Source organism: Rubrimonas cliftonensis (assembly GCF_900107585.1).
GTDB lineage: Bacteria > Pseudomonadota > Alphaproteobacteria > Rhodobacterales > Rhodobacteraceae > Rubrimonas > Rubrimonas cliftonensis.
Genome location: NZ_FNQM01000010.1, coordinates 99,416 through 117,309, shown reverse-complemented (window position 1 = coordinate 117,309; position 17,894 = coordinate 99,416). Strand labels below are relative to the sequence as shown.

Sequence of the window (17,894 nt, the reverse complement as noted above, 5' to 3'; positions counted from 1 at the left end):
GCCTGGCGTCAAACCGGGCGCCCGCGCCCCGCGGAAGCTGTCCGCCCCGCCGCTCATCGCAGCAGGAACACCGCCGTGAGCGTGAGCCCCATGACCGAGATCGCCCCGCGCAGCAGGGTCACCGGCATCGACAGCGACAGCCGCGCGCCGACATAGCCGCCGACGACCCCGCCGACCAGCACGGTCGTCGCCGCGACCCAGTCCACCAGCCCCGACAGCGCGAGCGGAACCACCGCCACGGTGTTGATCGCGACCGCAAACAGGTTCTTGGTCGCGTTCGCCTCCCGCAGCTCGCCGCCCGCCGCCGTCAGCGCGGCCACCAGCATGAAGCCCATGCCCGCGCCGAAATAGCCGCCGTAGAACCCGATCGCGAAGAGCAGCGCGCCCAGGGCCGCCTTCAGCCGGGGTCCGGGCAGGAACCGGCGGGCCAGCGTCGCAAGCCGGTCGCCGAGCAGGATCGAGCCGACGGCGAGGAGCAGCAACGCGGGGATCGCGGCCAGAAACGCGTCCTCGCCGGAGCCGATCATGACAAGCGCGCCACATAGCGCGCCCGCCAGCCCCGGCAGCACCAGCAGCAGGAGCCGCCGCGCCTCCCGCGCAACCATCTCGCGATAGACCCAGGCTGTGGGGAGCATGGCCGGCCACACCGCGACGGTGCCGGTGGCGTTGGCGGCAAGCGGCGGCAGACCGGCCGCGAGCAGCATCGGAAAGACGAAGAGCTTCGCGCCGCCCGCCAGCGCATTGACGACGCCGCCGGCGAAGCCAGCCGCCAGGAACAGCGCGATCTGGGCGGTCATGCATGCTCGGCCTTCAAGCCGGGCGGGACCGCGCCGCGCGCCGCGCGGAGCTCTGAGGGGTGGGGATGCCGTGCCGGACTGCGCACTGGATCGGACCTGCTGCTCCTGGTCGGCGACGGCCTCCGCCCTCGCCGTGAAACCATGTTTGACAGAGCATATCGTATATGCAAACGATTTTTATCGGTAAAACGGGGGAATGTCGAGAGCATGAAACTCGTCACGTTCGAGCAGGGCGGCAAGGTGGCGGCCGGATACATCGACGGCGATGACATCGTCATCTGCGCCGAGGGGCCGGGAGCGAAGGACGCGGTGCGCCGCCTCGTCGAAGGCGGCAGCGACGCGCTGGCGGCGTGGCGCGAGGTCGGCGCGGGGGGCGGCGCGCGGACGGCGCTCGAGACGGCGCGGCTGCTGGCGCCGATCCCCGAGCCGCGCCGCGACCTCTTCTGCGTGGGCAAGAACTACTACGCCCACGCGAACGAGTTCCATTCGAGCGGATTCGACTCGAGCGGCAAGGAGGCGGTGCCCACCGCGCCGATCATCTTCACCAAGGCGACCACCAGCATCGTCGGCCCCGGCGACGCCGTGCGCGGCGAGCTCGACCCGACGGGCTCGGTCGACTACGAGGGCGAGCTCGGCGTGGTGATCGGCAGGCGGGCCTTCCGCGTGTCGAAGGCCGACGCCTACGACCATGTCTTCGGCTACGTCGTCGTCAACGACGTCACCTCGCGCGAGCTTCAGCGCAGGCACAATCAGTGGGTCATCGGCAAGGGCGTCGACACCTTCTGCCCGATGGGTCCGTGGATCGCGACCGCCGACGAGATCGGCGACGTCGGCGCCATGGAGCTGGAGACCCTGATCAACGGCGAGACCCGCCAGAAGGCGCGCGTCGCCGACCTGATCTTCGACATTCCGACGCTGATCGAAACGATGTCGGCGACCATGACGCTGCTGCCCGGCGACATCATCGCCACCGGAACGCCGGAAGGCGTGGGCATCGGGTTCAAGCCCCCGAAATATCTCGCGAAGGGCGACCGGATGACCGTCACCATCACCGGGCTCGGCGAACTGAGCAACACGATCGTCTGAGTCTGCGCCACGGCGCGAACGCATGAGACCGCGCGAAGGACGGGCCGCCGAAGCCCGCCCGCGCCCAACCCCAGGGGAGGATCACACCATGAAGACAACGCTCAATCTCGCCGCCGCCGCGGCGCTGGCCCTGTCCGGCGCGGCGTCGGCGCAGGACGGCTACTTCGCCGGCAAGACCATCGACGTCATCGTTCCCTTCGGCCCCGGCGGCGCCACCTTCGTCTCTGCGAAGTTCCTCGAGCCCTTCTTCGAGAAGCACCTGCCAGGCAATCCCGAGATCAACGTCGTCGACCGGCCCGGCGGCGGCTCGATCCTCGGCGCCAACTGGTTCGAGCAGAACGCGAAATCGGACGGCACGACGATCCTGTTCACCACCTCGTCGACCGCCAACCCGTTCGTGCTGGGGCAGGAGGGCGTGGAGTACCGGCTCGCCGACTACCGTGTAGCCTACAGCCACCCCTTCAGCGGCGTCGCCTACGTCTCGCCCTCGACCGGCGTCACAAGCGCGGCCGACATCCGGTCGTCAAAGACCCCGCTCATCTATGGCGGCATCGCGGCGGCCGCGTCCGACCTGCCGGGGCTGCTCTCCTTCGAGGTGCTCGGCCTCGACGTGAAGTCGGTGCTCGGCTTCAACGGCCGCGGCCCGGTGCGGCTGGCCTTCGAGCAGGGCGAGGTCAACATCGACTACCAGTTCACGCCCGTCTACCTTACGCAGGTGGTCCCGTCGGTCGAGGCCGGAACCGCGACGCCGCTCTGGACCGGCGGCGCCGCCGACGCCGACGGCAGGCTGACCGCCCGCGACCCGATCGCCCCCGATCTGCCCTCGGTCCACGAGGTGTACGAGATGCTGAACGGCGAGCCGCCTTCCGGCATCGAATGGCAGGCGTTCGAGAGCGTGGCCGCAGTCACCTACGCCTATGGCCTGACCGGCTACATGAAACCCGACACGCCGCAGGAGGTGCTCGACATCTTCGCGAAGGCCGTGGCGGACATCAACGCCGACCCCGAGTTCCAGAAGGCGAGCCAGGAAGTCACCAACGGCGCCCGCCTCAGCGCCGGGCCGGCGACGGAGAAGGCGGTGAAGGCGGCGCTGTCGCCCTCCGACGAGGTCCGCGCCTACCTCAAGGACCTGCTCTCCACGAAGTACGGCGTGAAGTTCTGACGCAGGCCGCGGGGGCGCCAGCCGGCGCCCCTTCCCGCATTTCCTGACGCCCGCCCTCCCGACAAGGCCGTCGCGCATGCCCGAACACGCCCTGACGGCGCTCGAAGCGCTGTTCGATCCGATGCGCCTCGGCGCACTGCTCGCGGGCATGCTCGTCGGCATGGTCTTCGGCATGCTGCCGGGGCTCGGCGGCGTGGCGGCCGTCTCGATCCTGCTGCCCTTCGTCTACTACATGGACGACTATTCCGGGCTGGCGATGCTGCTCGGCGCGGTCTCGGTGGTCTACACCTCCGACACCATCACCTCGGTCCTGATCGGAGCGCCCGGCTCGCCCGCCTCCGCGCCGACCGCCATCGAGGGCCATGCGCTGGCGAAGCAGGGTGAGGCGGCGCGGGCGCTCGGCGTCGGCTTTCTCGCCTCGATGGTCGGCGGGCTGATGGGCGCGCTCGTGCTGCTGGTCGCGATCCCGGTCGCCGGACCGATCGTGCTGATGCTGAGCACGCCGGAGCTCTTCATGTTCGCGCTGGTCGGGCTGGTCTTCGCCAGTTCGATGATCGGCGACGACCTCGCCAAGGGGCTGGCCGCGGCGTGCCTGGGGCTCTTTCTCGGCGTCGTCGGGCCGGCCTCGGCGGCGGCGGACTTCCGCTTCACCTTCGGTCAGGTCTACCTGCTCGACGGCTTCTCGCTGACCATCGTGGCGCTGGGCCTGTTCGGCGTGGCGGAGGCCGTTTCGATGCTGGCCGCCGGCGGCGGCATCTCCCACACGCCGATCACGGTGGGCGCATGGGGCGAGGGGTTCCGCGATTTCTGGAAGAACCGCTGGCTTGTGCTGCGCGCCTCGATCATCGGCGTCTTCGGCGGCTTCGTGCCCGCGGTCGGCGCCTCGGCCTCGACCTGGGTCGCCTACGGCCACGCGATCCGCTCCACCCGCGACAAGTCGAGGTTCGGGCGCGGGGAGATCCGCGGGATCGCCGCGTCGGAAGGCGCCAACAACGCCACCGTGATCGCCGATCTGGTGCCGACGCTGCTGTTCAGCGTGCCGGGCGGGCCGGCGGCGGCGATCTTCCTCGGGGCGCTGTTCTCCTTCGGCTACTATCCCGGCCCGCGGATGATCACGCAGAACCCCGACCTGATGTATCTGATCGTGTGGAGCGTGGCGCTGTCCTCGGTCGTGGGCGCGGCCATCTGCTTCGCGATCACGCCGGCGCTCGCGCGGCTGACGCGGATACCCTTCGCCATCATCGCCGCGCCGCTGGTGCTGATCATGGTCGTCGGCGCCTACCAGGCGACCAGCACCATGGGCGACATCTTCATGCTGTTCGCGCTCGGCGCGCTCGGCTGGCTGATGAAGCACGCCGGCTGGCCGCGCGCGCCGGCGCTCGTCGGCTTCGTGCTCGCCAAGCCCATGGAGCAGTATTTCTGGCTGACCAACCAGATCCATGGCTGGAGCTGGCTGGGGCGGCCCGGCGTGCTGGTCATCGCCTCCTTCATCGTGATCCCGATGCTGCTCGGCCTCTGGCGCCGCGTCGCCGCCGCGCGCCGGCCCAAGGGCGCGGCGGCGGCGAAAGCCGAAGCGGCGCAGGCTGCTGCGCCGCCGCGCGAGACCCCGGCCGCGCTCGCGCTCGCCGCGCTGGTCTCAGTCGCCTTCGTCTGGGCGCTGTGGGAGACGACGACGTTCAACGCGTCATCGCGGCTCATGCCGCTGCTCGCCCTCGTCCCCGGCCTGCCGCTGGCGCTGTGGCTGGTCCTGCGCGCCGCCCGCCGCCGCGCGCCCTTCGAAAAGGGCGAAGTCGGCGAGATCGCCATCCTGCTGGCGCTCGTCGCCTATGCGGCGGCGCTCTGGGCGGTCGGCTTCACGCTCTCCACCCTCACGCTGCTGGCGTGGATGCTGCTGGCGCGGGCCAGGATGAAGCCGCTGGCGGGCTGCGCCTATGGCGCGGCGGTGTTCGCGGTGGTGTGGCTGCTGTTCGACGTTCTGAGAGGCGATGCGCCGGCAGGCGCGTTCACCGGCCTGGGCTGACCATTGAGGAGACCGCCATGACCCACCCCGACATCATCGAGCCGAGCATCGACCCCGCCACCAAGAAGATCGGCGTGCGCACCGTCAGGGCGACCAACGCCGCCGGCACGCGCACCAAGATCCAGGTGCGGGACTTCGCGCCCGTCTACACCGACGAGCCGGCGTCGCTCGGCGGCACGAACTCCGCGCCGAGCCCGCTGGAGACGGTTCTCGTGGCGCTCGTCGGCTGCGACGGCGTCATCATCAACGGCGTCGCCAAGGCGATGGGCTTCGCCTACGCCGGCGTCGACTTCGCCTGCGAGAGCCAGATCGACGTGCGCGGCCCCAAGGGCGTGCCGGGCATCCGCCCCTATTTCGAGACGGCGACCCTGAAGATCACCGTCTACACCGACGAGAGCGACAGGCGATTCCAGCAGCTGCGCAGGAACGTGGAGTTCCGCTGCCCGGTGATGAACCTGCTCAACGCCGCTCAGGTCGCGATGGACGTGACGTGGGAGGCGCGGCCCGCCGCAGACTACGCCGGCGACGTCGACTGAAGGCGCTCGGGCCCTGCCGCGCCGTCAGGGAAACAGCTTCTGGACATAGACCGGCAGCGCGAAGGCCGCCTTGTGGACTTCGGGCGTGTAGAAGCGCGTCTCGAAGCCCGCCTCGGCGAAGCGCCGCTCCAGCGTGGGAAGCTCCACCTGGCGGGCGTCGCCGTCGCTGCCCCAGCCCATCGCCATCGGCCCGCAGACATAGGTCGGCACCTGCGTGAGGTAGCAGGTGGCGTCCTCGAACAGCGCCCCGAAGGCGCGCAGCGTGCCGGTCAGCTCCCCGCCCTGCAGGAACGGCACGCCGTTCTGGGTGACGATGATCCCGCCGGGCTTCATCCGGTTGCGGGCGTGGCCGTAGAAGGTGTCGGTGAACAGCGTCACGCCCGGCCCGATGGGATCGGTCGAGTCGACGATGATCACGTCGAACGCCTCGCCTTCGGCCTTCATGTAGTCGGCGCCGTCCGCGATCACGACTTCGAGGCGCGGGTCGTCGAACGCCCCGTCGCCGATGCCCGGCAGATACCGCCTGCTGAACTCGATCACGCCGGCGTCGATCTCGACCATCACGACGCGCTCGACGCCCCGATGCTTGAGCGCCTCGCGCGCCATGCCGCCGTCGCCGCCGCCCACGATCAGCACGCGGCTCGCCGCGCCATGGGCGAAGATCGGCACATGGGCCATCATCTCGTGGTAGATGAACTCGTCGCCTTCGGTGACCTGCACCACGCCGTCGAGCGTCAGGATGCGCCCGAAGGTGGGGTTGCGGAACACGCGCAGGCGCTGGTGCTCGGTCTCGCTGTCGTAGAGCAGCGTGGCCTCGCGCAGGCACTGGCGGAAATCGTCGTGGAGGGTCTCGACCGACCATCCCGGCATGACGCCGCCATTCGCTTCGCTCATCGCCCGCGCCCCCGCTGTTAACCCCGCAGGTCGGGGTTAGCCGAGGCGGCGGCGGGCGCGCAACCCCGCCGTCAGAACAGCAGCAGATAGTCCGTCGAGGGCGCCTCGCCGGCGTCGGCCCAGAGGGCGGAGCCGTCGCGGCTGTCGGCGACGCTGCGGCGGCGGGCGCCGGCGGCGACGAAGGCGGGCAGGTCGAGGCCGTCGAACTCGTCGTCCACGGCGAACTCGCAGTCCTCGATGACCGCGCCGCGCTTCAGGGCGACGGCGGTGGAGCGGTTGATCCGGTTCATGCTGGCCATGTCGGCCTCCCCTGGTTGATCTGCGTTCACCATGCGGGAGGATCGATTCGTCCGCTGTGACGCGCGCCACAACCATCGCCGTCGCTCGTGAGCGCCGCGGCGCCTGCGCGTCAGGGCGCTGACGGGCGGGCGCCTCAGCCGGCGCGTTCGATGGCGTATTTCTCGCGCATCTTCGCCAGCCCCTCATGCACGCCGATCTCGATCTGGAGGCGCAGAAGCTCCTCGTCGCGGCGGCGGAACTCGGCGATCAGCTCGTCGAGGTCGGCGTTGTCGCCCATGCGCGCCAGCCCCTCGCGCGCCAGCATCACCGAACTTTCGAACACCTCCCGGATCGAGACGTCGGCGCCGGCCTCGCGCATCTCGATGTCGGAGAAGCGGTCGTAGGTCATGGCGAGGATGAGCTGGCCGGGGAAGCGCTCGCGCAGCCGCTTCACCGCCATGCGCGCGCCCTCCCGGTCGTTGATGCACAGGAAGATCGCCCTGGCCTCCGCGGCCCCGGCCATGGTCAGCACGTCGAGCCGCGAGCCGTCGCCGAAGAACACCTTGTTGCCGAACTGCGCCGCCATCTGGATGCGCCGCGGCGAGTTGTCGATCAGCGTCAGGTCGTAGCCGCGCATCTGCAGCACCCGCGCCACGATCTGCCCGGTGCGCCCGAAGCCCGCGACGATGACGTTCGCGGGTCTGGCCTCGGGCGGCTCGAGACCCCGCGCCTCGGCCCGCGCGCCCTGCCGCCGCGCCCACCAGTCGGCGGCCTTCACCGCCGCCGGCGTCAGCGCCATCGAGACGCCGACGAGCGCGGTCAGCAGCGCGGCGTCGCGCGGGGTGATCAGCCAGTTGGCGGAGGCCAGCGCCAGCAGCACGAAGGCGAACTCGCCGGACTGGCCCAGCGTGGCCGCCAGCCGCACCGCGTCGGTCTCGCTCGATCCGGAGCGCCGGCCGACGACGAAGAGCAGCGCCGCCTTCAGCGCATAGAGCCCCACGGCGCCGCCGGCGACGATCGCGATGTTGTCGACCGCCAGCGCCCAGTCCACCGACATGCCGACCGCGATGAAGAACAGGCCGAGAAACAGCGAGCGGAACGGCTCGATGTCGGTCTCGAGCTGGTGGCGGAACTCGGTCTCGGCCAGCAGCAGGCCGGCAAGGAACGCGCCCAGCGCCATCGACAGCCCCGCGGCCTGCATCGCCAGCGCCGAGGCGGCCACCACGAAAAGCGCCGCGGCGGTGAACACCTCGTCGGCGCCGGCCATCGCGATGGCGCGGAACAGCCACGGCAGCCCGTAGCGCGCCACGACGATCAGCGCCGCCAGCGCCGCGACCGGGACGACGACATCGAGCAGCCCAGCGCTCTCAGGCCGCCCCAGCGGCGCCAGCAGCGCCGTCAGCGCCAGCAGCGGCACCACCGCCATGTCCTGAAACAGCAGGATGGAGAACGCCTTGCGGCCATAGGGCGTGGCGAACTCGCGCCGCTCGCGCAGGATCTGCACGCCGAACGCCGTGGACGAGAGCGCCAGCGCGAGCCCCGTCACCGCCGCCCCGGCGAGCGAGAAGCCCGCAAGCCACAGCGCCGCCGCCAGCGCCGCGCCCGCGCTCAGGAGCTGCGCGAAGCCGAGACCGAGGATTTCCGAGCGCATCCGCCACAGCCGCGACGGCTGCAGCTCCAGCCCGATCACGAAGAGCAGCAGCACCACGCCGAACTCGGCGACATGCATCACCTGCTCGCCGTCCTCCTGATCGGCGATCAGCCCCAGCCCGGCCGGCCCGATCAGCGCCCCGGCGAACAGATATCCGAGCACCGACCCGAGCCCCAGCCGCTTGAACGCAGCGACCCCGACTACCGCGGCGCCGAGATACACCGCCGCGTCGAGCAGAAACGGATCGGCTCCAACCGCCATGGCCGCGCTCCCTCAAATGCTTGCGCGCCAGCATCGCCCGCCCGGCGCCGCGGCGCAACGCGCGGCGCGCGGCGCGCTGCGGCGCCCTCAGATCTCACCCATCAGCCGCAACCGCATCAGGCAGGAGGCCGAGACCGCATCGAGGATCTCGCCCTCGACCGCGGCGGCGACGGCGCGCTCGACGGGCCAGGGCCGCGCCACGAGATCCTGCTCGGTGTCCTCCAGCTGCTGCGGGCCGAGCGTCAGCCCCGTCGCCAGAAACAGCGCGCCGGTCTGCGCGACCAGCGCCGGCGCGGGCGCGACCTCGGCGACATAGCGCCAGGTCAGCGCGGTCACGCCGGTCTCCTCGCGCAGTTCGATGCGCGCCGCCTCCTCGACGGGAATGGCGTCGCCGCCAGGCGCGACGCCCATCGGCAGCTCCCATGTCCGGCGACGCAGCGGGTGGCGCCACTGCTCGACCATCCAGATCTCGCCGTCCTCGACCGCCGCGGCGATCGCGTAGCGCGGACGGGCGATGTAGGCGTAGACGCTTTCGGAACCGTCGGGAAGCCGCACCGCGTCCTCCCGCAGGGTCACGAAGCGGTTCTCGAAGGCGGTGCGGGTGGAGAGCGTCTCGAGCATGGCGGCGGATCCCGGAGTTTGTGCGGCGCCGCAACCTGACGCCGCGAAGGCGGCGGATGCGCGGCGGCGCGTCGTCGCGCCCCACCGCTTCCAGCGGCCGCGCCCCACCGCTTCCAGCGGCCGCGGCCCTCAGCCGAGCGGCGCGATGGCGAGCGGAGCGCCCTCTCGCACCAGCAGACGCACGGCGGCGCCGGGCGGGATCGGCTCGCGGTCGGTCTGCACGATCGTCATGCGCCGGTCGAACGGCAGCCTCACGACATACTCGACCGTCTCGTATCGCTGGCGGGGGTCGCCCCAGCCGTCATAGCCGCCGCCGCGCCAGCCCCACGGATCGCGGCGGCCCCAGCGGTCGTAGCGACCGCCCCAGCCGCCGAGGCCGATCCCGACGCCGACGCCGCCCGAACCGACGGCGCCGCCGATGCTCACGCCGACATCGCGGGACCAGCCGTCCCGCCTCCCCGCGCGCACCACGCGGGCGCTCTCGACCACGCCGCGCTCGGTCGCGACCGCCGCCGCCTCCGGCGCAGGCGTCGGCGCGGCGCATCCGGACAGCGCAGCGCAGAGCGCCGCGACGCGGCGGAGCCGCAGCGCCGTCTCACCCCACCGGCGCGATGCGCGCACGCTGACCCCGCCCGGAGATGAGATAGACCGGCGCGCCCACGGGGATCGCCGCGGCGTCGTCCTGAACCACGGTCATGCGCCGGTCGAAGGGCAGGCGCACGACGTATTCCAGCGCGGCGCCCCGGCTCGCCTCGCGCTCGACCGCCGCGCCGAGCAGCCCGCCCAGCACGGCGCCGGCGCCGGCCGCCAGCGTCGTTCCGCGACCGCCGCCGATGAAGGAGCCGCCGAAGCCGCCCGCCAGCGCGCCGACGCCGAAGCCGAAGGCGTTGTCGGAGAGGCTCTCGCCCTCGACGACCTGAACCCGGCGGACGCTTTCCACCACGCCGCGCTCGGTCGGGACGGCCCCGGACACGCTGCGTCCGTCGACCGTGTCGCCCCCGAGTTCGCGTGCGCAGCCGGCGGCCGAGACCGCGAGCAGACACGCCATGAGAAACCGGCACAAACCCCGCGCCATCCGCCACCCTCCGTACGCTCAGCGGCGCGAGGGTAGCACGGCGACGCCGCCCCCGCGACAGAAGCCGCGCGCGACGGCGATGGCGGCGGCGCCCGGTTCAGGCGCCGCCGGCGGCGCTCAGGCCTTGCCGCGGTAGATGTCGATCAGCTTGCCCAGCATCTCCAGCGCGTCCTCGCGGCTCCGCTGGAAACTGTTGCGGCCGATGATCGAGCCGTTGCCGCCGCCGTCGCGAATCGCGCGGGCGTCGTCGAACACCGCGTCGGCGCCCTTCGCCGCGCCGCCCGAGAACACCACGAGCCGGCGGCCGCCGAAGCAGCTGTCCACCACGTGTTTCACCCGCGCGGCGAGCGTGGAGACGTCGATGCCCTTCTCCTTGTAGACCTTCTGCGCCTCGGGCTGCATCACATGGTCGGTGGTCAGCTTCACCTTGACGATGTGGGCGCCGAGCAGCGCGGCCATGTGGGCGGCGTAGGCGCCGACGTCGATGGCGAGCTCGCCCTCCTTGGTGACGCCCTCGCCGCGGGGATAGGACCAGATCACCGTGGCCACGCCCACCGAGGCGGCCTCGCGGCGCATCTCGACGATCTCCTCGAACATGTCGAGCGAGCAGTCGGAGCCGGGGTAGATCGTGAAGCCGATGGCGGCGCAGCCGAGCCGCAGCGCGTCGTCCACGCTCGCCGTGATCGCCTGGTCCTTGCCGGCCGTGCCCGAGAGCAGCGAGTTGGCGGAGTTCACCTTGAGGATGGTCGGGATCGCGCCGGCGAAGGTGTCGGCGCCGGCCTCCAGCGGCCCGAGCGGCGCGGCGTAGGCGTTCAGCCCGGCGTCGATGGCGAGCTGATAGTGGTAGTGCGGGTCATAGCCGGCGGGGTTCGGCGCGAAGCTGCGCGCGGGGCCGTGCTCGAAACCCTGATCGACGGGCAGGATGATCATCCTGCCGGTGCCGCCGAGCTTGCCGGCCATCAGGATCGAGTGAAGCTTCGCCTTCACGCCGGGCGTTTCGCCCTCATAGGCGGAGAGGATGCGGCTGACGGCGCGGGTCGCTTTCATCGGGAGAACCTCTGGGCTTGATGGACGGGCTGTGGCTGACGGTCGCGCCCCGGCTAGCCGCAGCGCTGTGTGCGGTCAAGCCGCAAGACGCCTTCAGGCGGCCTTCGCCTCGGTCCGGACCAGCTTCGCGAGGTCGCGCATGATCGCGAAGGCGCCCTTCACGCGGTCCTCCGGCGTCGGCCAGTCGCGGCGCACCACCAGCCGGTTGTCCTTCACCTTCGCCAGCCCCTTCTGGTCCTGGATGAAGGCCACCAGCGCGGCGGGGTCGGCGAAACGGTCGCCCCTGAACTGGATCGTCGCGCCCTTGGGCCCGCCGTCGAGCTTGGCGACGCCCGCCTTGCGGCAGAGCGTCTTGATGCGGACGATCCTGAGCAGGGTCTCGACCTCCTCGGGCGGCTTGCCGAAACGGTCGTAGAGCTCGGCGCCGAAGCCCTCCAGCTCGGCGCGCGTCTCCAGCGCGGAGAGGCGGCGATAGAGGCCGAGCCGCACGTCGAGGTCGGAGACGTAGCCCTCGGGGATCAGCACCGGCGCGCCGAGGTTGATCTGCGGCGCCCAGGCGTCCTCCACCTCGGCCAGCCCCTCGATCTCGCCGGCGCGCATCCTGGCGATCGTCTCCTCAAGCATGTCCTGGTAGAGTTCGAAGCCGACCTCCCTGACATGCCCCGACTGCTCCTCGCCCAGCAGGTTGCCGGCGCCGCGGATGTCGAGGTCATGGGAGGCGAGCGTGAAGCCTGCGCCGAGCGTGTCGAGCGAGCTAAGCACCTTCAGCCGCTTCACCGCGCCATCGGCCAGCGGCTTGCGCGGCGGCGTCGTGAAATAGGCGTAGGCCCGCGCCTTGGAGCGGCCGACCCGGCCGCGGATCTGGTACATCTGCGCCAGCCCGAACATGTCGGCGCGGTGCACGATCAGCGTGTTGGCGGCGGGGATGTCGATGCCGCTCTCGATGATCGTCGTCGCCAGCAGCACGTCGTATTCGCCGTCGTAGAAGGCGTTCATGCGGCGGTCGAGCTCGCCGGCCGCAAGCTGGCCATGCGCGGTGACGAAGCTCACCTCCGGCACGCTGTCTTTCAGGAACTGCTCGATCTCGGGCAGGTCGGAGATGCGCGGCGCGACGTAGAACGCCTGACCGCCGCGATAGCGCTCGCGCAGCAGCGCCTCGCGCACCGTCACCGGGTCCCAAGGCGTCACATAGGTGCGCACGGCGAGGCGGTCCACCGGCGGCGTCGCGATCAGCGACAGCTCGCGCACGCCGGTCATCGCAAGCTGCAGGGTGCGGGGGATCGGCGTCGCGGTCATCGTCAGCACATGCACGTCGGCCTTGAGCGTCTTGAGCCGCTCCTTGTGCTGCACGCCGAAATGCTGTTCCTCGTCGATGATCAGCAGGCCGAGATCGGAGAATTTTATCCCCTTCGCAAGCAGCGCGTGGGTGCCGATGACGATGTTGACGTCGCCGGTCTCCAGCCCCTTGCGCGTCTCCGCCGCCTCGCGCGCCGGCGTGAAGCGCGAGAGCTGGCGCACGGTCAGCGGCGCGCCGTGGAAGCGTTCCGCAAAGCCCTTGGCGTGCTGGCGGGCGAGCAGCGTCGTGGGGCACACCACCGCCACCTGGGCGCCCGACATGGCGGCGACATAGGCCGCGCGCAGCGCGACCTCCGTCTTGCCGAAGCCGACGTCGCCGCAGATCAGCCGGTCCATGGGTCGCCCGGAGGCTAGGTCGTCGAGAACGTCGGCGATGGCGCGGAGCTGGTCGTCGGTCTCCTCATAGGGGAAGCGCGCGCAGAACTCGTCCCAAGCGCCGGGCGGCGGCGTCATCAGCGCGCCCTTGCGCATGGCGCGCTCGGCGGCGACGCGGATCAGCCTGTCGGCGATGTCGCGCAGCCGCTCCTTGAGCTTGGCCTTGCGCGCCTGCCACGCCCCGCCGCCCAGCCGGTCGAGCTGCGCCTCCGCGCCGTCGCCGTAGCGCGTCAGCAGCTCGATGTTCTCCACCGGCAGGTAGAGTTTCGAGGCGCCGGCGTATTCCAGCGCGAGGCACTCGTGCGGCGCGCCCATCGCCTCGATGGTGACGAGCCCCGTGTAGCGCCCGATGCCGTGCTCGACATGCACGACGAGATCGCCGATCGAGAGCGCCGCCGCCTCGGTCAGCACGTTCTCGGCGCGCTTGCGCCTGGCGCCGCGCACCAGCCGGTCGCCGAGCACGTCCTGCTCGGAGATCACCGTCAGCCGCGCCGTCTCGAAACCGCGCTCCAGCGGCCAGACCATCAGCGAGACGGCGCCATCCACAGCCTCCGCCCAGGCGTCCACCGGCTTCGCGCCCTTCACGCCATGGTCGGCGAGCAGCGTCGCGAGCCGGTCGCGCGCGCCTTCCGACCACGAGGCGATGACCACGGCGCCCTCCCGGCGGCGCGCCTTCACATGGTCGGCGAGCGCGTCGAACAGGTTCACGCCCTCCATCCTGCGCTCGGCGGCGAATTCGCGGCCCATCCGGCCGCCGGCGTCGACGATGCCCGGCCCCGGCGGGCGGCGGTTGGGGTCGAAGCGGCGCACGGGCCGACCGTCGAGCGCGCCGGCCCATTCCTCCGCCGTCAGGTGCAGCGCTTCGGGCGGCAGCGGCTTGTAGGACGGCGCGGCGACGCCACCCTTGGGCTTCGGCGCGTCGGCGCGGCTGTCGTGATGGTCGCGCACCATCTCCAGCCGCGCGTCGCGCGCCTCCTCGGCGAGGTGGTCCATGGTGACGGGCGCGCCGGGCAGGAAGTCGAACGGCGTCGCCATGCGGTCATGGAACAGCGGCGCCCAGTGCTCCACGCCCTGGTGCTTGCGGCCCGCGCTCACCGCCGCATAGAGCGCGTCGTCCAGCGCCGCGGCGCCGAAGGTCTCGCGGTAGCGGGTGCGGAAGCGGGCGATGCTCTCGGGGTCGAGGATGATCTCCGACGCCGGCGCCAGCGACACGCCGCGCACCTTGCGCACGGTGCGCTGGGTCTCGACCTCGAAGCGCCGGGCGCCGTCCAGCGTGTCGCCGAAGAAGTCGAGCCGCACCGGCAGCTTCGCCCCCGGCGGGAAGATGTCGACGATGCCGCCGCGCACCGCGAAGTCGCCGGGCTCGCTCACCGTCGCGGCGCGGTTGTAGCCCATGCGGCCGAGGTAGCCCATCAGCGCGTCCACATCGACGCGCGCCCCGACCTGCGCCTCGAAGCTGGACGCCAGCACCGTCTCGCGCGCCGGGGTGCGCTGGACGGCGGCGTTGACCGTGGTGAGCACGACCGCCGCCCCCTCCACCCCGCGCGCCAGCCGCGCCAGCCGCGCCAGCGTCGCCATGCGCGCCGCGGCGATCTCGGGCGCCGGGGAGACGCGGTCGTAGGGCAGGCAGTCCCATGCCGGGAAGCGCAGCACGGGCGTCGAGGGCGCCAGCACCGCAAGCGCGTCGGCCATCGCGGCCATGCGCCGGTCGTCCCGCGCGATGTGGAGCACCGGCCCGCCGGCGCGCGCGGCGATGTCGGCGACCAGCGTCGCGTCGAAGCCCTCTGGAGCGCCGCCCACGGTGACGGCGCCCGCCCGGAGCGGTTTGCGCGCCGCGTGAAGCGTTGGAGCGTCAGCCATGGGCGGCGACGTATCGCGGCCCATGGCCCTGCGCAAGACGCGCCGCCGCCCGCATCGGCCTCAGCTCAGCTGAGCACGCCCTTGGATTTCGCCACATGGGTCGCGATGGCGTCCATCAGCGGCGGGGAAAGCGCGTCGTAGGGCACGAGACCGAGTTCCTTGAGGCGCGCGCGCACCTTGTCCATCTGATCGGGCCTGTAGCCGCCGCCCTCGATGACCGAGGAGACGAAGGCCGCGAACTCCGCCGGGGACCAGCCGCCCTGATCGCTGAGTTCGGTGTGCACGAAATCGAGGCCGTAGAACGGGTGGCCCTGATTTTCGATGCGCCCGAACATGTGCACGCCGCAGCCCTTGCAGGCGTGGCGCTGGATCGCGGCGGACGGATCGACGATCTCGAGCTTGTCGCCGTTGGCTGTGACCGAGAGCTTGTCGCGGCTCACCACGGCGACCTGGCTGAAGGGCGCGCCCGCCGGCTTCCAGCACTTCGTGCAGCCGCAGATGTGGTTGTGCGCGGTCTGCGCGTCGATGCGGACCTCGACCTTGTCGCTCGCGCATTTGCAGTGGATCGTCCCGCCGCCGAAACTCGCCGCGCCGGGCTTCACGCCGCCATCGACGGAGGGATGGATCCTGATCCCGCTGGTGTCCACCTTCGCAGCCGCGGGCGCCGCGGGAGCGGGCGCCGCCTTGTCTCCCCCTCCGAACAGAAAGTCGAAAAGACCCATTTCTTCCTCCATCTTGGAGCACGCCGGTCGGCGCCGCCCTCTGGGCACACTGCCGCGCGTCGGCGCGTTAGTCGCGGGAAAAAGCGGGGCTGCGCGCTTTTCTCGCGCACGCGCGCGGCTTGCGCGCGGCGGCGGCGCTGGCGTTTCTGCCCGGACCGGCTACGCTGAAGCCATGCGATGCGATCGGAGCTTTCCGACCCATGGGTGGAGCGCATGAAGGATCTGCAGGCCCTTTCCGCCGCGGCGCTGTGCGTCGCCTGTCTCGCGGGCTGCGCCGCCACCGACGTCCTCGGCGAGCGCATCACGCAGGTCGACGTGCTGTCGGCCTATTCGCCGAACACGTTCGGCGCTTTCGCCGCCTCCGGGCCGCTGGTCGAGCTGCAGGGGCCGATCCCGGGCGGCGCGAGCCCGCAGGAGGTCGCCGCCGCCCTGCGGATGCCCGGCTTCTGGCCCGACGCGCCGTTCACCGCCGTCGCGCAGGGCGAGGCGCCGGAGATGCAGCGCATCGTGATCGGCTTCGGCGCGGCGACGGCGGCGAACGCGATGCTCGTATGCGACGGCCGGCCGGCGAGCGGCGGCGTCGCGGACAGCCTTCAGGCCAACGTCGTCTATTGCATGGGCCGGCGCGCGGCGTCCTCGGCGCATCTGAGCCGGAGCGACCTCGCGACCCCGGCGGACCCCGCCTTCGGCGACGCCTTCGCGCGGGTGTTCCTCCAGATCGCGCCGCGTCGCGACCCTGAGCGCGACGACGACTGCCGCATCAGGCTCTGCCTTTGAGCCGGCTGACGGCGATGCTGGGGCGTCTCGCGGCCGTGCTGAGCGTCGCGCTGGCCGGCTGCGACGACGTGGAGAGGATCACCCGCGTCGACGCGCTGGTCAGCAACCTGCGGAGCCGCATCGTCCCGATGGCGGCGGGCGGGCTGCCCACGGAAGTTCACGGTGCGCCCTTCGCCGGGCTGTCTGCCGGCGAGGTGGTCGCGCGGCTGCGGCTGCCGAACGGCTGGCCGGCAGACATCGGCTTCCGCGCGGCGACGCCGGCGGATGCGAGCCGCCTCGTGCTCGTCTTCAACCCGACGACCGCGCCGGACGGCTACGCGCTCTGCCGCGGCGTTGTCCCGCCGACGGGCGCTGGCGGCGAAAAGGGCTTCTCGGCGCTGGCGACCTTCTGCGAGAGCGAACGCCCGCTGGTCACTGGATTTCTGGAGGCGCCGAACGTGCGCGCCGACGCCCCCGAGGCCTTCGCCGCCGCGATGACTCGGCTCTTCCAGCAGATGCTCGACTAGATCGCGACCCCGCGGCGTCCGGCGAGGTCGGTGAAGAACTGCCACGCCACGCGGCCGGAGATCGCGCCGCGCGCCTGCCGCCACTCTATGGCCTCAGCGCGCAGCGTCTCGTCGTCGATCTCGACGCCATGGGCGTTGCAGTAGCCGCGGATCATCGCCAGGAAATCGTCCTGTCCGCAGGGGTGGAAGCCGAGCCAGAGGCCGAAGCGGTCCGACAGCGAGACCTTCTCCTCGGTCGCCTCGGAGGGGTTGATGGCCGTGGAGCGCTCGTTCTCGATCATGTCGCGCGGCATCAGGTGGCGGCGGTTGGAGGTCGCATAGAACAGCACGTTCTCGGGCCGCCCCTCCACGCCGCCGTCCAGCACCGCCTTGAGGCTCTTGTAGCCCTGATCGCCGATGTCGAAGCTGAGGTCGTCGCAGAACAGCAGGAACCGCGCGTCGGAGCCGCGCAGCAGCCGAAGCAGGCGCGGAATGCTCGGCAGATCCTCGCGCTGGATCTCCACGAGGATCAGCCGCTTCGCGCCCTCCGCCTTCGCGGCCTCGGCGTGGGCCGCCTTCACAAGGCTGGACTTGCCCATGCCGCGGGCGCCCCAGAGCAGCGCGTTGTTGGCCGGCAGCCCGCGCGCGAAGCGGCGGGTGTTCTCGAGCAGCTGGTCGCGCGCCCGGTCGACGCCGACGAGGAGATCGAGTGCGACGCGCGAGACCCTGAGCACCGGCTCAAGGCCGTCGGGGTCGGCGCGCCAGAGGAACGCCTCGGCGGCGCCGAAATCCGGCTCCGCGAGCGGGGGCGGCGCCAGCCGCTCAAGCGCCGCGGCGATCCGTTCCAGCGCGTCGGCGCCGTCGCCCGAGGCGTCCCTCATCGGCGCGGC

17 protein-coding genes are annotated in these 17,894 nt (G+C 71.6%); 6 read left to right on the top strand and 11 right to left on the bottom strand.

The features are described 5' to 3' along the window. Nucleotides 1–53 precede the first annotated feature (53 nt). Entirely contained in the window at nt 54–797 is a 744-nt protein-coding gene (locus BLW43_RS15020) for a sulfite exporter TauE/SafE family protein (protein WP_217632195.1), read from the bottom strand. Between the two features lie 207 nt (nt 798–1,004). Here BLW43_RS15020 and BLW43_RS15015 point away from each other — a divergent pair, with 207 nt between their 5' ends. From BLW43_RS15015 to BLW43_RS15000, 4 genes are all read left to right on the top strand, one after another. Further along, entirely contained in the window at nt 1,005–1,883 is an 879-nt protein-coding gene (locus tag BLW43_RS15015; protein WP_093254677.1) for a fumarylacetoacetate hydrolase family protein, read from the top strand. 88 nt (nt 1,884–1,971) lie between these two features. Beyond that, nucleotides 1,972–3,045, top strand: coding sequence for a type 2 periplasmic-binding domain-containing protein (locus BLW43_RS15010; RefSeq protein WP_093254676.1), 1,074 nt, complete (start codon nt 1,972–1,974; stop codon nt 3,043–3,045). A gap of 76 nt (nt 3,046–3,121) precedes the next feature. Continuing rightward, nucleotides 3,122–5,065, top strand: a complete 1,944-nt coding sequence (locus BLW43_RS15005; protein WP_093254675.1) for a tripartite tricarboxylate transporter permease — start codon at nt 3,122–3,124, stop codon at nt 5,063–5,065. 17 nt (nt 5,066–5,082) lie between these two features. Further along, complete coding sequence (locus BLW43_RS15000) at nt 5,083–5,601, top strand: OsmC family protein (protein ID WP_093254673.1); 519 nt, start codon at nt 5,083–5,085, stop codon at nt 5,599–5,601. A gap of 24 nt (nt 5,602–5,625) precedes the next feature. On the opposite strand, the gene speE is transcribed toward BLW43_RS15000, so the two are convergent. From speE to gfa, 9 genes are all read right to left on the bottom strand, one after another. Further along, nucleotides 5,626–6,495: a polyamine aminopropyltransferase gene (gene speE, locus BLW43_RS14995; protein ID WP_093254672.1), complete on the bottom strand. Its 870-nt coding sequence runs from the start codon at nt 6,493–6,495 to the stop codon at nt 5,626–5,628. Nucleotides 6,496–6,566: 71 nt separating this feature from the next. After that, nucleotides 6,567–6,794 (bottom strand): hypothetical protein, encoded by a 228-nt coding sequence (locus tag BLW43_RS23625; protein ID WP_093254670.1) that lies wholly within the window; start codon nt 6,792–6,794, stop codon nt 6,567–6,569. A gap of 134 nt (nt 6,795–6,928) precedes the next feature. Further along, entirely contained in the window at nt 6,929–8,686 is a 1,758-nt protein-coding gene (locus tag BLW43_RS14985; protein ID WP_093254669.1) for a monovalent cation:proton antiporter-2 (CPA2) family protein, read from the bottom strand. A gap of 87 nt (nt 8,687–8,773) precedes the next feature. Continuing rightward, nucleotides 8,774–9,307, bottom strand: a complete 534-nt coding sequence (locus BLW43_RS14980; protein WP_093254667.1) for an NUDIX domain-containing protein — start codon at nt 9,305–9,307, stop codon at nt 8,774–8,776. Nucleotides 9,308–9,436: 129 nt separating this feature from the next. Beyond that, nucleotides 9,437–9,928 (bottom strand): hypothetical protein, encoded by a 492-nt coding sequence (locus BLW43_RS23620; RefSeq protein ID WP_093254665.1) that lies wholly within the window; start codon nt 9,926–9,928, stop codon nt 9,437–9,439. After that, nucleotides 9,903–10,382: a hypothetical protein gene (locus tag BLW43_RS14970; RefSeq protein WP_139284081.1), complete on the bottom strand. Its 480-nt coding sequence runs from the start codon at nt 10,380–10,382 to the stop codon at nt 9,903–9,905. The genes BLW43_RS23620 and BLW43_RS14970 overlap by 26 nt, the downstream gene beginning before the upstream one ends. 117 nt (nt 10,383–10,499) lie before the next feature. Further along, on the bottom strand, nt 10,500–11,429 hold the full coding sequence (locus BLW43_RS14965) for a class I fructose-bisphosphate aldolase (protein ID WP_093254662.1): 930 nt from the start codon (nt 11,427–11,429) through the stop codon (nt 10,500–10,502). 93 nt (nt 11,430–11,522) lie between these two features. Further along, entirely contained in the window at nt 11,523–15,020 is a 3,498-nt protein-coding gene (gene mfd, locus BLW43_RS14960; protein ID WP_093254739.1) for a transcription-repair coupling factor, read from the bottom strand. Nucleotides 15,021–15,085: 65 nt separating this feature from the next. Continuing rightward, nucleotides 15,086–15,742, bottom strand: a complete 657-nt coding sequence (gene gfa / locus BLW43_RS14955) for an S-(hydroxymethyl)glutathione synthase (protein ID WP_093254660.1) — start codon at nt 15,740–15,742, stop codon at nt 15,086–15,088. 177 nt (nt 15,743–15,919) lie between these two features. On the opposite strand from gfa, the gene BLW43_RS14950 reads away from it, so the two are divergent. Together BLW43_RS14950 and BLW43_RS14945 are read left to right on the top strand one after the other, a co-directional pair. Then, nucleotides 15,920–16,519, top strand: coding sequence for a hypothetical protein (locus tag BLW43_RS14950; protein ID WP_139284080.1), 600 nt, complete (start codon nt 15,920–15,922; stop codon nt 16,517–16,519). Further along, nucleotides 16,516–17,025 carry a hypothetical protein gene (locus tag BLW43_RS14945; RefSeq protein ID WP_139284079.1) on the top strand — a complete coding sequence of 170 codons (510 nt, stop codon included), beginning with the start codon at nt 16,516–16,518 and terminating at the stop codon, nt 17,023–17,025. Before BLW43_RS14950 ends, BLW43_RS14945 begins: the two co-directional genes overlap by 4 nt. Here the strand turns inward: BLW43_RS14945 and BLW43_RS14940 are convergent. Continuing rightward, a complete protein-coding gene (locus BLW43_RS14940) occupies nt 17,022–17,885 on the bottom strand; it encodes an ATP-binding protein (protein ID WP_093254656.1) in 864 nt (287 codons plus the stop codon). The two genes, BLW43_RS14945 and BLW43_RS14940, sit on opposite strands and share 4 nt — an antisense overlap. Between the last annotated feature and the right edge of the window lie 9 nt (nt 17,886–17,894).

Coding starts and splice junctions, on each gene's coding strand:
- BLW43_RS15020 (WP_217632195.1), bottom strand. CDS start 797: ATGACCGCCCAGATCGCGCTGTTCCTGGCGGCTGGCTTCGCCGGCGGC.
- BLW43_RS15015 (WP_093254677.1), top strand. CDS start 1,005: ATGAAACTCGTCACGTTCGAGCAGGGCGGCAAGGTGGCGGCCGGATAC.
- BLW43_RS15010 (WP_093254676.1), top strand. CDS start 1,972: ATGAAGACAACGCTCAATCTCGCCGCCGCCGCGGCGCTGGCCCTGTCC.
- BLW43_RS15005 (WP_093254675.1), top strand. CDS start 3,122: ATGCCCGAACACGCCCTGACGGCGCTCGAAGCGCTGTTCGATCCGATG.
- BLW43_RS15000 (WP_093254673.1), top strand. CDS start 5,083: ATGACCCACCCCGACATCATCGAGCCGAGCATCGACCCCGCCACCAAG.
- speE (WP_093254672.1), bottom strand. CDS start 6,495: ATGAGCGAAGCGAATGGCGGCGTCATGCCGGGATGGTCGGTCGAGACC.
- BLW43_RS23625 (WP_093254670.1), bottom strand. CDS start 6,794: ATGGCCAGCATGAACCGGATCAACCGCTCCACCGCCGTCGCCCTGAAG.
- BLW43_RS14985 (WP_093254669.1), bottom strand. CDS start 8,686: ATGGCGGTTGGAGCCGATCCGTTTCTGCTCGACGCGGCGGTGTATCTC.
- BLW43_RS14980 (WP_093254667.1), bottom strand. CDS start 9,307: ATGCTCGAGACGCTCTCCACCCGCACCGCCTTCGAGAACCGCTTCGTG.
- BLW43_RS14970 (WP_139284081.1), bottom strand. CDS start 10,382: ATGGCGCGGGGTTTGTGCCGGTTTCTCATGGCGTGTCTGCTCGCGGTC.
- BLW43_RS14965 (WP_093254662.1), bottom strand. CDS start 11,429: ATGAAAGCGACCCGCGCCGTCAGCCGCATCCTCTCCGCCTATGAGGGC.
- mfd (WP_093254739.1), bottom strand. CDS start 15,020: ATGGCTGACGCTCCAACGCTTCACGCGGCGCGCAAACCGCTCCGGGCG.
- gfa (WP_093254660.1), bottom strand. CDS start 15,742: ATGGGTCTTTTCGACTTTCTGTTCGGAGGGGGAGACAAGGCGGCGCCC.
- BLW43_RS14950 (WP_139284080.1), top strand. CDS start 15,920: ATGCGATCGGAGCTTTCCGACCCATGGGTGGAGCGCATGAAGGATCTG.
- BLW43_RS14940 (WP_093254656.1), bottom strand. CDS start 17,885: ATGAGGGACGCCTCGGGCGACGGCGCCGACGCGCTGGAACGGATCGCC.